This window comes from Tatumella ptyseos (assembly GCF_030552895.1).
Lineage (GTDB): Bacteria > Pseudomonadota > Gammaproteobacteria > Enterobacterales > Enterobacteriaceae > Rosenbergiella > Rosenbergiella ptyseos_A.
This window is the reverse complement of sequence record NZ_CP130649.1, coordinates 550,530-565,821: the sequence shown is the minus strand read 5'-3', so window position 1 is coordinate 565,821 and position 15,292 is coordinate 550,530. Positions and strand designations below refer to the sequence as shown.

Sequence of the window (15,292 nt, the reverse complement as noted above, 5' to 3'; positions counted from 1 at the left end):
TTATTTATCGCTTAGCATAGTGCATAATTATTAACCATAGACAGTCGATTTTTACTTTTGGGGATACAACTATGCTGACGCCTGATATGGTTTCTCGTCTAAACGAACAACTCAACCTTGAGTTTTATTCTGCAAATCTTTACCTGCAAATGAGCGCTTGGTGCAGTGATAAAGGCTTAGAGGGTGCCGCCTCTTTTTTACGCAGCCATTCGCGTGAAGAAATGGACCACATGCAACGTCTATTCAACTATCTCAGCGATGCTGGCGCATTACCTGTACTGGGTACCATTGAAGCGCCTCCAGTAACCTTTGATTCGGTTAATGATCTTTTCAACTTAACTTATCGTCACGAACAGCTGATTACGCAAAAAATTAATGAGCTCGCCCATGCTGCGATGACGTCACAAGATTATTCAACCTTTAACTTCCTACAATGGTATGTTGCCGAACAGCACGAAGAAGAGAAGTTATTTAAAACGGTTCTGGATAAGCTGGGAATGCTTGAGAATAGCTCGAATGGACTGTTCTTGATTGATAAAGACTTAGGTGAGATGAATTCAGAGTCTCATCCCGTCACATCTCATAACTAATATGTGCTATTGCGGACCTATTTAAGGTCCGCAATCATTTTTAAGCTCGCGCCGGATATTTATTGGCGACTACCGTAATTTCAGAAGGCGGGACGGGCCGGCTAAAGTAATAACCTTGATGTACATCACAACCTAAATTCACCAAGTAAGCCTGTTGTGCTTCACTTTCAACACCTTCCGCGACAATATTCAAATTCATACTCTTCGCTAGCTCAATAATCATTGATAATAGTCGAGGGTCAGTATCTTTATGGCCTATGCTATTAATAAAGGCACGATCTATTTTAAGTTCCGTCGCCGGCATATTCTGCAGATAGAGTAGGCTTGAATAGCCCGTACCGAAGTCGTCAATCGCGACCTGCACGCCAATCGCTTTCAACTCCTCAAGGATCTTAATACTCTCTTGCGGATAACGCATTGCCGTTGTCTCGGTGATTTCTAAAATCAATTTATCGGGAGCCAACCGGTATTCTTCAAGCGTTCTTGTCACTAAGTAAACCAGACTTTTTTGCTCAAATTGTTGAGCGGAGAGGTTCACAGAAATTGACAGGTGATCCGCCCCCTGCTGATGCCAAATTGCTAGCTGACGACAGGCTTCATTCAACACCCATTCACCTAGCAATAAGATCATCCCCGTTTGCTCGGCGATAGGCAGGAACTTATCTGGGGTTTTTAATCCTCGTTCCGGATGCTGCCAGCGGACCAAAGCTTCGTAGCCAATTATTTCACCCGAGGTGACATTTAGTTTAGGCTGATAAAATAAGCGTAACTCATTGTTATGTATAGCACGCCATAATTCATTTTTAAGCTGAACTTGACTACGGCCAATCGGGCTCATCGACGGCTGATATACACTAAAACCATTACGCCCACTATTTTTAGTGTGATACATGGCCGAGTCTGCATTGAAAAGCATTTCTCTCGCTTCAATGCCATGCGTAGGGAACATTGCAATACCAATGCTTAAGGAAACTCTTAACTCAAAGCTTTCTACTTGGAATTCCGGCTCAATAGCGGCTACTAGTTTTTCAGCTAATAGCGAAGCATCTGCCTCCGAATTGGCGTTGGACAATAAAACGAACTCATCGCCCCCCACTCTTGCGAGGATATCACTCGGATTAATAGCCAGCTCAAGCCGTTTAGCCACGTCGACTAGTAATTTATCGCCGATATCATGACCATAGGCATCATTAACCATTTTGAATCCATCGAGATCCATATAGAGCAGGCTGAAACTTGAGGTATTTTGTTTAGCGCTGGCGATATAATCATTGAGTTTATTTTCAAATAGCGTTCGGTTAGCAAGGTTGGTGAGCGGATCATGCATCGCCATTTGCCGTAATTCTTCATTCCTTTGCTTAAGTTTGGTAGCCATACGAGAAACGCGTAATTGCGACTCAATCATGGCACCAAACAAGTTGCTGCCTAAGATGATAAGGGTGAACATAAACACCCAAATGATTAACCTTTGTGAGCCAATGCCCCCAGGCAAGACCTGCATCGTGGATTCAAAATGCGCGGCATACATTCCGGTATAGTGCATCCCGGCAATGGCAGCCCCCATCACTAAGGCCGCAATAAAACGGCGGTTTAATACCCCCGCATCATTGTTACGAAGTCTGAATGCAAGCCACAGAGCAACTGCAGAGGCAGTGTAGGCAATAATAATTGAGATGACGACAGGTGTCGTATGCCAAACGATAGGCTGATTAATACGCAGCCCGGCCATACCCGTGTAATGCATAGCAACAACAGAAGAACCTAAGACAGTTGCGCCAATCAGCAGGTTCTTTAAGGTAAATTGGTTATGACGGAATACCGCCCATAAAGCAACAATAGATCCAATCACTGCAACGATAATTGAAAATACGGTTTCACCGAGGTTATAACGCATTGGCACTTGGAAGTGCATCGCCAACATACCAATGAAGTGCATTGACCAAATACCAATGCCCATTGCTGCCCCGCCACCGACTAACCAAAAGAGGGCTTTCACACCACGGCTATCGGTGACTCTCGCGACAGTATCTAACGCAGAGAAAGAGGCGAGGAATGCAATAAATATGGACGCGATGACTAAACCGCTATCCCACGTAACATGCATCATATTCATCGTATCCAACTGGCTCTCCTACTTCACCCTACTCGGCTGGATTATCGTCATACCGAATATCTTAATAATAAATTATTTTTAATATTACGTGATTAAGTCGCCAGTAAACAATGTATTTAAGAATAAGGGGTTTAATTTATTTAATTTTTACATTTGCAGCAGATTACCTGGCATCTGCTGCATAAGAAAGTTAATGATACTAATGTGCGGTTCGGTTATAACGTTTGACTAACCACCCTAAACAGAGTGATCCAATAAAACCGCACACTGCCGCAAGCGTTAACCACGCACCCGGCATTGCTTTATCACCGGTAACATGAATTAAGTAACTAGAAACTGCTGGAGTAAATCCCCCAAATAACGCCGTGGCTAAGCTGTAGGCGAGAGAGAAACCAGAGGCTTTAACGTCGACAGGCATAACTTCTGCTAGCCAAACCACCATCGCCCCGTTATAGCTCGCATAAAGAAATGATAACCATAATTCAGTTTCTATTAAGTGTGAAAAGGTTGGTGCGGCCACCAGCCAGCGTAATACAGGCCAAGCAGTGGCAATCATTAATAAAGTGAAGATAATTAATAATGGACGACGCCCCACTCGATCGGACAACGCACCCATGATGGGTAGCCAAAATAAGTTTGAGATCCCAACAAATAAAGTGACTAAAAAGCTTTGCTGGTCACTCATATTGAGTACCGCTTTACCAAAGGTTGGTGTGAAGGCGGTAATCATATAAAACATCACTGTGGTAGTAACGACCATAAACATGCCAGCAATAACCAGCGCCCAATTACGTAATACTGAACGCGCAATTTCTCGCATTCCAGGGCGGTGTTTTTTTTCTTTGAAAGCTTCGGTTTCTTCGAGTGAACGGCGAATATAAAATAAAAAAGGAACAACCATGCAACCAATAAAGAAAGGGATGCGCCATGCCCACTCGGAGACCGCCTCCTTTCCCACAACATGATTAAGTACTAACCCTAATAGAGCAGCGAAAATAACTGAGATTTGTTGGCTACCGGATTGCCAACTTACAAAAAAACCTCGACGTCCAGGCGGTGCGATTTCAGAAAGGTAAACTGATACACCACCTAATTCTACTCCCGCTGAGAAACCTTGTAGTAAACGGCCGATTAACACTAATATAGGCGCAAGTATTCCTAGAGTATGATATCCAGGCACAACCGCGATGGTTAGGGTCCCTAATGCCATCAAGCCTAGAGTAATGAGTAGCCCTTTACGGCGGCCATGTTGATCGATATAGGTACCGAGTATCACCGCACCGAGCGGACGCATTAAAAAACCGGCACCGAAGGTCATCAATGTCAGCATCAAAGAGGCGAAGGGGTTACTCCCCGGAAAAAAGGTATTGGCTATCGCGGTCGCGTAATAACCAAATACCATGAAATCATACATTTCGAGAAAGTTACCACTTGTCACACGAAAGATAGATTTCGCATTTTGCCAAGCTGAAGGACTAGAAGACGATTCTGTATAGCTCATTAGACGTTTCTCACATTTATTTTTTTACTCTTGTCGTCCCCTTTTGTAATACTATTAATATAACTTTTCATTAAAAAAATTATAACAATTAATAAACAACCATGTCTTAGGCAAAAAAAATCCTCCCGAAGGAGGACTATTCGATAAAAATTAAGGGTTATTTTTGCGCGCGCTCTAAGCCCATTAATCCTATCTTAAGATATCCAGCGCCACGTAGGTCATCCATGATGCTCATTAGCGTAGCGTAATCAATCGTTTTGTCTGCTTGGAAAAAAATCGTCGTCTCTTTATTACCTTGCGTCTGCGCAACAATTTTTTGAACCAGATCTTGCTTACTCACTGCATCGTTACCGACGAATAGCTGGTTACCCTCTTTCACACTTAGGTATACCGGTTTTTCTGGTCTAGGTTGCGGCGTGCTCGTTGAGGCAGGAAGATTGACACGTACATCAACCGTCGCTAACGGCGCTGCCACCATAAAGATGATAAGTAAAACTAACATCACATCGATAAAAGGCGTGACGTTAATCTCATGCATTTCACCGTCGCCGTCTACTTCATCATTGAGTCGCATTGCCATGACAATTATCCTACGCGAAGTTTTTGAGCAGACGTATTTTGCGCCATGGCGGTGTAACTACTACTTTGTAGGTCCGCATCGCGACTTTGTAACAGAATAATCTGTGCAGCACTATCACCTAAAGAGGCTTTATAACCGGCTATCATTCGTGCAAAGACGTTATAAATTACCACCGCAGGAATTGCCGCAACTAAACCAACCGCGGTAGCTAAGAGCGCTTCGGCAATACCTGGCGCGACAACGGCAAGATTAGTGGTTTGCGTTTTAGCAATACCAATAAAACTATTCATGATCCCCCAAACCGTACCAAATAGGCCGATAAAGGGTGAGACAGAACCAATGGTCGCTAAAAAGCCATTATTACGGCTAGCGTGGCGGCCAATTCGCGCAACTTGGCGCTCTAGACGAAAGACGGTACGCTCTTTAATGCCCGCTTGGTCATCACTTTGTGCAGACAGTATGCGTTCATCCAGGGCTTCTGCGACCAGCATCGCTGCATGGCTATTTTTAGAAAATTGTTGAGCAATTTTTCCAGCGCCATCAAGGGTACGCGCTTCCTTTAGGGCGAGTTGATCTGCTTTGAGGCGACGTTTAGCAGCACTCAGCTCTGTATACTTGGCAAAGAAAATTGCCCAGGTCGCAACGGAGGCGAGTAGTAAACCTATCATCACAACTTTTACAACAATATCAGCATGTTGGTACATGCCTAATACAGATAAATCTGTCTGCATCAGATTATTGGTCACCACACTCATTTTATAGCCTCGGTCTGTTGCGTAAAACAATTGGCTCTATGATACCAAAAGCAAATTCTATTGATAGTAGTTATCATTACTATTTACATAATGAAAACTATCTCACGAATAATATTCGCTAAAAACAGCCAGTTACAAACAGAGATCGGGCGAAGTTTTTTAAGAGATTATAAGTATACTGTTATGACTGTTTAGCCTAAAAAAATCCTGCCCTTTTTTATCAACTCTGCTTACTCTAGCGGTAATCGAATGATAAAGAGTTGGGAATCCTAATGTCCGATAAGCAACATATTGAAACCACACTAATAAGTGCGGGTCGTAAACCACGTTACACTCAAGGCGCAGTCAACTCGGTGATCCAGCGTGCCTCCTCCTTAGTTTTCCCCACGGTAGCCGATAAGAAACTCGCCACCGCAGGCCGGGCGAAGAGAGAACTCTTTTATGGTCGTCGGGGTACATTGACGCACTTTGCTTTACAAGACGCGATGACTGAACTGGAGAACGGTGCGGGCTGTGTGCTTTATCCTTGTGGTGCCGCGGCAGTGGCCAATGCAATCCTCGCTTTCGTTGAAGCCGGCGATCATATTCTTGTAAGCGGATCCGTCTACGAACCTACTCAGGATTTTTGCTCAACCATTCTTAAAAAACTTGCCGTTGAAACAACCTATTTCCCTGCCCTTTCCGGTGCAGAGATTGACCAATGGCTTCGTCCCACAACACGAGTCGTATTTTTAGAATCGCCCTCTTCCATTACGATGGAAGTGCAAGATATCCCTACCCTTATCGCAACGGTGCGCCGCATCGCTCCGCAAGCAGTAGTCATTGTTGATAATACTTGGGCGGCTGGGGTGCTATTTAAGGCATTGGACGCTGGGGCAGATATTTCCATCCAAGCAGGAACCAAATATTTAGTGGGTCACTCAGATGCCATGATTGGGACGGCCGTAGCTAACGAGCGCTGCCTAGAACAACTGCGTGAAAATTCCTATTTAATGGGCCAAATGGTCGATGCCGATACCGCTTACGTCACGGCGCGCGGTTTACGTACGCTGGCTGTGCGTTTACGCCAACACGAATCGTCAAGCATAGAGATCGCACAATGGCTGAGTCAACGCGATGACGTTTTTCGGGTGAACCATCCGGCCTTGCCAGAGTGCCCTGGACACAGCTTCTGGCAACGAGATTTTTCAGGGAGTAGCGGGTTATTCTCTTTCATACTGAAAGAGAAATTAGATGCTAAAAGGCTTGCCCATTTCCTTGACCATTTCGAGCACTTTAGTATGGCTTACTCTTGGGGGGGGTTTGAATCATTAATCTTAGCTAACCAACCGGAAGAGGTCGCTGCAATTCGTCCCGTTGGTCAAGTCGATTTTACAGGGACATTGGTTAGACTGCACATAGGTTTGGAACATCCCCAAGACTTAATTGCTGATTTAGAAAGAGGCTTCTCTCGTCTAAAAGAGAGTGTGTAAAGACTCCGAAAAGTCGTGTTCGCCTGCACAAATTGACTTATTTGACTACACTTAGGCTCACTGTCCATGATCTTTTGATCGAGTGAAGGAGCCTAAAATGTCACAGCAATTAACTGTTACGCTACACGATGGTCGTACCATGCCACAACTTGGTTTGGGAGTATGGCAAGCTTCGATTGAACAAACGAAAGAGGCGGTTACCCACGCGTTGAATACCGGTTATCGTTCAATTGATACCGCGGCAATTTATAAAAATGAAGAAGGTGTCGGCCAAGCATTGCAAGAGTCTTCATTGGCTCGCGACGACTTGTTCATTACCACAAAACTCTGGAATTCTGACCAAACAGATTGGCAGAATGCGTTAGAAACCAGTCTGAATAAGTTACAACTGGATTATGTTGATCTTTACCTGATGCATTGGCCTTGCCCGCAGCAAGATAATTATGTGAAAGCTTGGGAAGGCATGATCGATCTGCAACGCCAAGGGCTTGTTAAAAGTATCGGCGTCTGTAATTTCCAAGAGGCACATCTGGAGCGTATTATTCGTGAAACGGGGGTTACGCCCGTCGTAAACCAAATCGAATTACATCCGTTATTTCAGCAACGCCAACAACACACTTGGAATGCATTGCATAAAATCCATACCGAGTCGTGGAGTCCTTTAGCACAAGGTGGTGAGGGAGTCTTTGATCAAGAGGTCATTCAAACGTTAGCGAAAAAATATCAGAAAACACCTGCGCAAATCGTTATCCGTTGGCATTTAGACAGTGGGTTGATCGTGATTCCAAAATCTGTCACCCCTAAACGCATTGATGAAAATTTCGCCGTTTTTGACTTTAAACTTGAAAAAGAAGAGCTGAAAGCGATTGCCGCTCTAGATAGTGGCAAACGCCTCGGTCCAGAACCTGATACCTTCGAGAAGATCTAACACTATAAGCCTCCCGACTGGGAGGCTTGACTAGTAACCGTTACTCGATGTGGCAGAAGGTTGAACCAACAGTTGCCCCACCGCCCCCTGATCGAATTGCTCCAACGTTTGACTGCCGTAAATAAAAGGGAAATGTTCAGAAGAGGTTTGAGGGAAGGTGACCAGCAGTTCCACACTACCATCCACCCAAACGGTGTCTTTCCAGCCACGATCCTCAACCATCGGCGGCGCACCGTTAACGCTCTTGACCAAGAACATCGCCCCTTGGGCTGAGAAAGATTGTGGCAGATCGGCTTCTACCGTCCACCGTTCAAAACTCCCCTGCTGCACGGTCATGTCCACTCGCTTAACGTCCCATTTTCTATCGTTTATTCCTGCCGGTGAATCATTTAAACGAATATGACGCGTTTGACTGGTTAGGCCGGTCTCAAGCGCAGTAACTAACGAGCTCGGTACACTATCCGTAACGAGAGGTAATAGCCCTGTTGGCCTTAACGTTAATACTAAGGTTGACGTCAACACCGTGGAGGGTTCGAAGATACCTCGAATTCTCTCCATGATCGTGGCTTCCGTTCCGGCCGTAATAGAAACGTTATGGCCGTCTGAAAGATCGATTAAGACTTCACGCCGTTCACCAGGAGCTAAAGAGAGCTGGGTAGTCGTGACGGGTGCAGACATGAATCCCTGATCGCCGGCAATCACCGTAAATGGTCGGCTATCCGAAAGTTGTAATAGGTAGCGCCGAGCATTTGAGGCATTCAGCAAGCGGAGGCGAACCCATCCCCGTGAAACATTGAAATAGGGTTTCTGCGTACCATTGACCAGTAGCGTATCCCCGAGGAATGGCGTTGAGCTCTCTTCATAAACGGGTGTGCCAAAGTTATCTAAGCGCTTGTCTTGAATGATCAATGGAATGTCATCAACACCATAATGCTTAGGGAGTGGTAACTGCTTACTTACTTCATCTTCAACTAACCATAGCCCAGCGAGACCACGGTAGACTTGTGAACCCGCATGCTGATAGGTATTAGAATGGTACCAGAGCGTGGCCGCCGGTTGACGAATAGGTAAAATTGGCGACCAATCGACTTCCGATGAAATCAAACGCGGCGCACCACCACATAACGGACCTGGTACATGTAGCCCACTGACCATCATGGAGACAGATTCGGCCAGGCGATTACTGTAAATCAGCTTAACATCGTCACCGTTCCAAACCTTCACGGTTGGCCCTAAATACATGCCATTAAAGCCGATACAATCAGCCTGGTTACGCCCATTAAAGGCCCAGTGAGCCTCCTGCATCATTAAGAAAATGGGCTGTCCACGGCGGGACTCGATTAATGGCGGAATATAGAGTGGATTACTCCCCTCGTTGTCTGCAGCAAGAACCGTTTTAGGAAGCAACGTCGGACCGACCACTGCCACCGCTGAATACTGTATAAATTTACGCCGGGAAAAAGCCATTAACGAAGAACCTTAAACAAAACGGTAATGTGTGAGCCTTGATATAAGGCGTAATTAATTAACGCGGTCTGTTTCACGACGTGCAACTTCGGCGTTTAATTCATCTAATTTCTGCTGCATCACTTCGCGGCAATAATTAGTCAACTTTCTTGCAGACTGATCTTTGAAAGCGCTAGTATCAATTGGCGGTAGCATTTCGACAATCACTAAACCATTCTTTAGTCGGTTAAGCTTAATTTGATTATGAGTGTCCGAGACGACGATGGGAATAATCGGTACGCCCGCTGCTAATGCTGCGTGAAAAGCTCCGGTTTTAAACGGTAACAAACCACGCCCGCGACTGCGTGTTCCTTCTGGAAACATCCAGAATGATACACGACCATTTTTTAACTGTTCCACAACTTGGTTGATACTGCCGTGTGCTTTTGCCTTGTTGTCGCGATCAATCAGTAAATTGCCCGTTAACCAATATAACTGACCGAAAAAAGGGATCCATGCTAAGCTTTTTTTCCCAACGGTTACAGTTGGTGCTTGGACCATATTCGCAGCGGTTACCATATCGTAATTGTTTTGGTGATTGGCGATATAGATGGCGTTACCGACGTTCTCAATTCCTTTAGGCTTACGAATATCCAGCGTAATACCGAAAACGTGGCTTAATTTACCGAACATATGCGCGAAGGTCGCCACATGCCGAGGATTGCGAGGTGAAAAAAGACACCATATACAACCGACTATACAAACTAAAATAGAATACACAACGACGATAATCGCTCGTAAAATTAACAGCATATGACCCTCAAATAAGAAGACTGTAAACGTTCTTCTCTTCAATGTTCTTCAAACAAGAGAGGTATCGCATAAGCTAAAAGCTCTCTACACGATACTCCTTACCTTAGCTTTCTCTATTTCGCAGAGTAAAAAGATTATTCAATATCAACCCGGTCAATACGTTGTAATCCCCGCGGTAATAATGTCCCTTTACGGCCTCTCTCTGCTTTGAATTTCTGTAACTCTTCACTACGAAGTTTCAGCTTACGTTTACCGACATAAAGCGTAACGCTATTTTGTTCGTTTAATAAAAGTAGCCATAACAGTTTGTCTTTCCCGGCCGTGAAATCGGCGCTTGGAATGGAAATTATTTTATTTCCCTTTCCTTTCGATAATTGAGGAAGATCTTTGACAGAGAACATCAGCATTCGACCCGCTTCAGTAATCACCAGTAACTGATCGTTATTGGGATCAATAATTTGTGGCGTCATGACTTTCGATTGATCAGGTAATGTCAGTAAGGCCTTACCTGATTTAGTCCGTGATTGTAAGTCTGCAAAGGTACAGATAAAACCATAACCCGCATCGGATGCCATCAGTAATTGGGTATCATCTGCTTCCATCAATACCTGTTGAACGGTCGCCCCTGGAGGCGGGGTAATTTTACCAGTGATTGGTTCTCCCTGCCCTCGAGCAGAAGGAAGAGTACTCGGATCTAAGGTATAACTACGGCCAGTAGAATCAATTACGCTGACGGGTTGGTTACTCTTACCCTTTGCTGAGGCTAAGTAACTATCTCCTGCTTTATAGCTTAATCCTGTTGGGTCGATATCATGGCCTCGTGCAGCACGAATCCAGCCCATTTGTGACAGCACAACAGTCACCGGTTCAGAAGGAACTAAATCTGTTTCGCTAATTGCTTTAGCTTCGCTTCGCTCTTGCAGAGGTGAACGGCGGTCGTCGCCATACAACTTAGCATCGGCTTGTAACTCTCTCTTCAGTAACGTGTTCATTTTACGGTCTGAAGCTAAGAGTGCTTGAAGTTCATCGCGCTCTTTTTCGAGATCGTCTTGTTCACCGCGAATCTTCATTTCCTCAAGACGGGCGAGATGACGAAGTTTTAATTCGAGAATAGCTTCAGCTTGAGTCTCACTTAGCCCGAAGCGAGCGATTAATGCAGGTTTAGGCTCATCCTCATTGCGAATGATTTCAATGACTTCATCGATATTCAAGAAAGCGACCAGTAGGCCTTCTAAAATATGTAAGCGATTTAAGACTTTTTCTAAACGATACGATAAGCGACGACGTACTGTGTCACGTCGATACACTAGCCACTCACTGAGGATTTCTCGTAAGTTTTTAACCGCTGGTCGGTTATCTAAGCCAATCATATTCAAGTTAACACGATAGCTTTTTTCTAAATCGGTGGTAGCAAAAAGGTGATTCATTAATGCTTCACTATCAACACGATTTGAACGCGGCACTATTACGATACGAGTCGGGCTTTGATGGTCAGATTCATCGCGAAGATCTTCGACCATAGGTAGCTTTTTATTACGCATCTGAGTCGCGATCTGTTCCAATACCTTCGAACCCGATGCTTGATGAGGTAAAGCTGTGACGACAATTTCACCGTCTTCCATTTGCCAAACCGCGCGCTGGCGGATACTCCCGCGCCCCGTTTCGTAAATTTTACGGATCTCTTTACGTGGTGTAATGATTTCCGCTTCCGTCGGGAAATCTGGACCTTGCACAATATCGAGAAGTGCTTCTAAGGATGTCTCAGGTTTATCGATAAGCGATATGGTCGCTTGGGCCACTTCGCGCAAGTTATGCGGCGGGATATCTGTTGCCATGCCTACCGCAATACCGGTCGTGCCATTAAGTAAGATGTTGGGTAAACGCGCAGGCAACATTTTCGGCTGCTCAAGCGTGCCATCGAAATTAGGAATAAAATCGACCGTTCCCTGCCCCAACTCTGCTAATAAGGTTTGCGCATATTTAGAGAGTCTTGACTCTGTATAACGCATGGCAGCAAAAGACTTGGGATCATCAGGCGCCCCCCAGTTACCTTGCCCATCGATTAGCGGGTAACGATAGGAGAAAGGTTGTGCCATGAGCACCATGGCTTCATAACAGGCGCTATCACCGTGAGGATGGTACTTACCGAGCACATCACCGACAGTACGCGCCGACTTTTTAAATTTTGCACTGGCATTGAGGCCCAATTCTGACATCGCATAAATGATGCGACGCTGTACCGGTTTAAGGCCGTCTCCAATATAAGGCAATGCGCGATCCATAATGACATACATCGAATAATTGAGATAAGAATTCTCAGTAAATTCGTGTAGTGCGCGGCGCTCGACACCGTCCTGCGTGATTACACTCATGAATTTTTCCTCACTTCGCTCCCGAGATGCATATTTTTGGCGGGATTATTTGTCCGCGATAGTACCTTATTCGACATCGTTAGTCACAATAACTCTGATTTTGCTCTGTACTGCTACCGCATAGAGCGTTAATTATCTAAGTAAAAATCATGGATAATCCTTAAGGACAACTCCCCTAATTTGATATGAGAGAAGACAGATGAGCCACATCCACATTATTGATGGTGGTACCACCTTCGGCCACTCGCAAGGCGAACTCAACCATACTCTGGCCAATTCCGCGGAAGAGACACTCAAAGCCTTAGGTCACAAAGTGACTAAAGTTTGTGTGACCGATGACTACGATATCGAACAAGAGATCGAACAGTTTGTCGCGGCCGATAGCCTTATTTTGCAAATGCCAGGCTGGTGGATGGGAGAGCCATGGACAGTTAAGAAATACATCGATGAAGTTTTTACCTTCGGACATGGACGACTTTATGCCAATGATGGACGCAGTCGGGCCGATAGCGAAAAACATTATGGTTCTGGTGGCCTATTACAGGGCAAGCAATACATGCTGTCATTAACGTGGAATGCCCCCCTGCAAGCCTTTACCGATAAAGAGCAATTTTTCGAAGGTGTTGGCGTAGACGGCGTTTATCTGCATACGCACAAAGCCTTCCAATTTTTGGGGATGACTGCACATCCAACCTTTATCTGCAACGACGTGATTAAGCGTCCTGACGTCCCGACCTATCTTCGTGACTATCAAAAACACCTGACCGATATCTTTGGCCAGGGGTAATAACCTTGGGGATCAGAGTTCGATCTCGACCTGATCTCCTTGCTCTTGTAGCCAGTTCCGACGATCTTCCGAACGTTTCTTCGCCAGCAGCATATCCATCACCCGTAGCGTTTCCGCTTCATCCTCATCACTAATAGTCAGCTGCACCAGACGACGAGTATTCGGATCTAGCGTTGTTTCCCGCAGTTGTGAGGGGTTCATTTCGCCTAATCCTTTGAAGCGCTGTACACTGATTTTACCGCGTTTACGGCTTAATTTATCGATGATGACATCCTTCTCGTCGTCATCGAGCGCATAGTGTACTTCTTTCCCTAAATCGATACGGTACAAGGGAGGCATGGCAACATAGACATGCCCGTTACGTACCAAGTTTCGGAAGTGTTTGACGAATAACGCACATAATAAGGTCGCGATGTGTAATCCATCGGAGTCTGCATCGGCTAAAATACAGATTTTACCGTAACGTAGCTGACTGAGATCCTCACTATCGGGGTCAATACCAATGGCTACCGAGATATCATGGACTTCTTGAGAACCCAACACCTCGTCGGAAGAAACTTCCCAAGTGTTAAGGATTTTTCCTTTCAACGGCATAATAGCTTGGAACTCTCGCTCCCGAGCCTGTTTTGCTGATCCCCCAGCAGAATCCCCTTCAACCAGAAAGAGTTCGGTCCGAGTCAAATCTTGTGCGGTACAGTCAGCTAATTTACCTGGCAATGCCGGACCACTAGTCAGTTTCTTACGCACCACCTTTTTGGCTGCCCGTAAGCGCCGTTGTGCGCTGGCAATGGCGAGTTCTGCCAATTGTTCTGCAATGTGTACATTTTGATTCAGCCATAAACTGAAGGCGTCTTTGACGACGCTAGCCACAAATCCGGCAGTTTGACGCGACGATAAGCGTTCTTTAGTCTGTCCTGCAAATTGTGGATCCTGCATCTTGACCGATAATACATAAGCGCAACGATCCCAGATATCCTCTGCGGAGAGTTTTACCCCGCGCGGCAGGATATTTCGGTATTCGCAGAAGTTACGCATTGCGTCCAACAACCCTTGACGCAGTCCATTGACATGGGTTCCCCCTTGCATGGTTGGTATCAAGTTAACGTAACTTTCGGTGAGCAACTCTCCGCCTTCCGGCAACCACAGTAACGCCCAATCAGCCGCTTCGGTTTCACCGGAAAACGAGCCGACAAAGGGTTCCTCAGGCAAAACGGGGAGTCCATTGACCGCCTCACGAAGATAATCCGTTAGACCATCCTCATAACACCAGCGTTGTTCGCTATCGTTGACTTTATCTTTAAAAACAATTTCCACGCCAGGGCACAGGACAGCTTTCGCTTTTAAAAGATGACTGAGACGACTGACAGAGAATTTTGGTGTATCAAAAAAGTGGCTATCAGGCCAAAAATGGACACGCGTTCCCGTATTACGACGACCAACCGTTCCTGTAACTACCAAATCTTGTACTTTGTCGCCATTTTCAAAAGCCATATCGTAGACTTCACCGCCACGTTTTACCGTGACTTCTACGCGTGTAGAGAGGGCGTTAACCACAGAGATTCCGACGCCGTGGAGACCACCGGAGAACTGGTAGTTTTTATTGGAGAATTTCCCCCCGGCATGTAGCCGACAAAGAATCAGCTCTACTGCGGGCACGCCTTCTTCGGGGTGGATATCAACAGGCATTCCTCGTCCATCGTCGATCACTTCCAGTGACTGATCCGCATGGAGAATGACTTCAACACGCTTAGCATGTCCGGCTAGCGCTTCATCAATACTGTTATCAATCACTTCTTGTGCTAAATGATTAGGACGAACAGTATCGGTATACATACCGGGACGACGTCGTACGGGCTCAAGTCCGGTGAGAACTTCGATATCGGCAGCGTTATAACTTGATTGAGTCATTATCTTCTTTCGTTTATACAGAGTGAG

General features: G+C 45.5%; 12 protein-coding genes. 4 read left to right on the top strand and 8 right to left on the bottom strand.

Going from position 1 to position 15,292, the window contains the following annotated elements; genetic code table 11:
- Window positions 1-71 precede the first annotated feature (71 nt).
- Window positions 72-590: a non-heme ferritin gene (ftnA, locus tag QJR74_RS02760; protein ID WP_304373087.1), complete on the top strand. Its 519-nt coding sequence runs from the start codon at window positions 72-74 to the stop codon at window positions 588-590.
- 40 nt (window positions 591-630) lie between these two features.
- Here ftnA and QJR74_RS02755 read toward each other — a convergent pair whose 3' ends face one another.
- The 4 genes from QJR74_RS02755 to exbB form a co-directional block, all read right to left on the bottom strand.
- On the bottom strand, window positions 631-2,703 hold the full coding sequence (locus tag QJR74_RS02755) for a putative bifunctional diguanylate cyclase/phosphodiesterase (protein WP_304373949.1): 2,073 nt from the start codon (window positions 2,701-2,703) through the stop codon (window positions 631-633).
- Window positions 2,704-2,902: 199 nt separating this feature from the next.
- On the bottom strand, window positions 2,903-4,204 hold the full coding sequence (locus tag QJR74_RS02750; RefSeq protein WP_304373086.1) for an MFS transporter: 1,302 nt from the start codon (window positions 4,202-4,204) through the stop codon (window positions 2,903-2,905).
- 157 nt (window positions 4,205-4,361) lie between these two features.
- Entirely contained in the window at window positions 4,362-4,784 is a 423-nt protein-coding gene (gene exbD / locus QJR74_RS02745; protein WP_304373085.1) for a TonB system transport protein ExbD, read from the bottom strand.
- Between the two features lie 5 nt (window positions 4,785-4,789).
- On the bottom strand, window positions 4,790-5,515 hold the full coding sequence (gene exbB, locus QJR74_RS02740) for a tonB-system energizer ExbB (RefSeq protein ID WP_304373948.1): 726 nt from the start codon (window positions 5,513-5,515) through the stop codon (window positions 4,790-4,792).
- 296 nt (window positions 5,516-5,811) lie between these two features.
- Here exbB and metC point away from each other — a divergent pair, with 296 nt between their 5' ends.
- Together metC and dkgA are read left to right on the top strand one after the other, a co-directional pair.
- A complete protein-coding gene (gene metC, locus QJR74_RS02735) occupies window positions 5,812-7,011 on the top strand; it encodes a cystathionine beta-lyase (RefSeq protein WP_304373084.1) in 1,200 nt (399 codons plus the stop codon).
- A gap of 97 nt (window positions 7,012-7,108) precedes the next feature.
- Window positions 7,109-7,939, top strand: coding sequence for a 2,5-didehydrogluconate reductase DkgA (gene dkgA / locus QJR74_RS02730; protein ID WP_304373083.1), 831 nt, complete (start codon window positions 7,109-7,111; stop codon window positions 7,937-7,939).
- Between the two features lie 30 nt (window positions 7,940-7,969).
- Here the strand turns inward: dkgA and ftsP are convergent, their stop codons facing one another.
- The 3 genes from ftsP to parC all read right to left on the bottom strand — a co-directional run bounded on the left by ftsP (window position 7,970) and on the right by parC (window position 12,570).
- A complete protein-coding gene (ftsP, locus tag QJR74_RS02725) occupies window positions 7,970-9,406 on the bottom strand; it encodes a cell division protein FtsP (protein ID WP_304373082.1) in 1,437 nt (478 codons plus the stop codon).
- A 54-nt stretch (window positions 9,407-9,460) separates the two neighbouring features.
- Complete coding sequence (locus QJR74_RS02720; protein ID WP_304373081.1) at window positions 9,461-10,198, bottom strand: 1-acylglycerol-3-phosphate O-acyltransferase; 738 nt, start codon at window positions 10,196-10,198, stop codon at window positions 9,461-9,463.
- A 134-nt stretch (window positions 10,199-10,332) separates the two neighbouring features.
- Window positions 10,333-12,570, bottom strand: coding sequence for a DNA topoisomerase IV subunit A (gene parC, locus QJR74_RS02715; RefSeq protein WP_304373080.1), 2,238 nt, complete (start codon window positions 12,568-12,570; stop codon window positions 10,333-10,335).
- A 199-nt stretch (window positions 12,571-12,769) separates the two neighbouring features.
- Here parC and QJR74_RS02710 point away from each other — a divergent pair, with 199 nt between their 5' ends.
- Window positions 12,770-13,357 (top strand): NAD(P)H-dependent oxidoreductase, encoded by a 588-nt coding sequence (locus tag QJR74_RS02710; RefSeq protein ID WP_304373079.1) that lies wholly within the window; start codon window positions 12,770-12,772, stop codon window positions 13,355-13,357.
- 12 nt (window positions 13,358-13,369) lie between these two features.
- Here the strand turns inward: QJR74_RS02710 and parE are convergent, their stop codons facing one another.
- The gene (parE, locus tag QJR74_RS02705) at window positions 13,370-15,265 is read right to left on the bottom strand and encodes a DNA topoisomerase IV subunit B (RefSeq protein WP_304373078.1); all 1,896 of its coding nucleotides are present in this window, start codon (window positions 15,263-15,265) and stop codon (window positions 13,370-13,372) included.
- Between the last annotated feature and the right edge of the window lie 27 nt (window positions 15,266-15,292).

Excerpts from the sequence above, each read along its gene's own strand:
- ftnA (WP_304373087.1), top strand. The coding sequence starts at position 72 with ATGCTGACGCCTGATATGGTTTCTCGTCTAAACGAACAACTCAACCTT.
- QJR74_RS02755 (WP_304373949.1), bottom strand. The coding sequence starts at position 2,703 with ATGAATATGATGCATGTTACGTGGGATAGCGGTTTAGTCATCGCGTCC.
- QJR74_RS02750 (WP_304373086.1), bottom strand. The coding sequence starts at position 4,204 with ATGAGCTATACAGAATCGTCTTCTAGTCCTTCAGCTTGGCAAAATGCG.
- exbD (WP_304373085.1), bottom strand. The coding sequence starts at position 4,784 with ATGGCAATGCGACTCAATGATGAAGTAGACGGCGACGGTGAAATGCAT.
- exbB (WP_304373948.1), bottom strand. The coding sequence starts at position 5,515 with ATGCAGACAGATTTATCTGTATTAGGCATGTACCAACATGCTGATATT.
- metC (WP_304373084.1), top strand. The coding sequence starts at position 5,812 with ATGTCCGATAAGCAACATATTGAAACCACACTAATAAGTGCGGGTCGT.
- dkgA (WP_304373083.1), top strand. The coding sequence starts at position 7,109 with ATGTCACAGCAATTAACTGTTACGCTACACGATGGTCGTACCATGCCA.
- ftsP (WP_304373082.1), bottom strand. The coding sequence starts at position 9,406 with ATGGCTTTTTCCCGGCGTAAATTTATACAGTATTCAGCGGTGGCAGTG.
- QJR74_RS02720 (WP_304373081.1), bottom strand. The coding sequence starts at position 10,198 with ATGCTGTTAATTTTACGAGCGATTATCGTCGTTGTGTATTCTATTTTA.
- parC (WP_304373080.1), bottom strand. The coding sequence starts at position 12,570 with ATGAGTGTAATCACGCAGGACGGTGTCGAGCGCCGCGCACTACACGAA.
- QJR74_RS02710 (WP_304373079.1), top strand. The coding sequence starts at position 12,770 with ATGAGCCACATCCACATTATTGATGGTGGTACCACCTTCGGCCACTCG.
- parE (WP_304373078.1), bottom strand. The coding sequence starts at position 15,265 with ATGACTCAATCAAGTTATAACGCTGCCGATATCGAAGTTCTCACCGGA.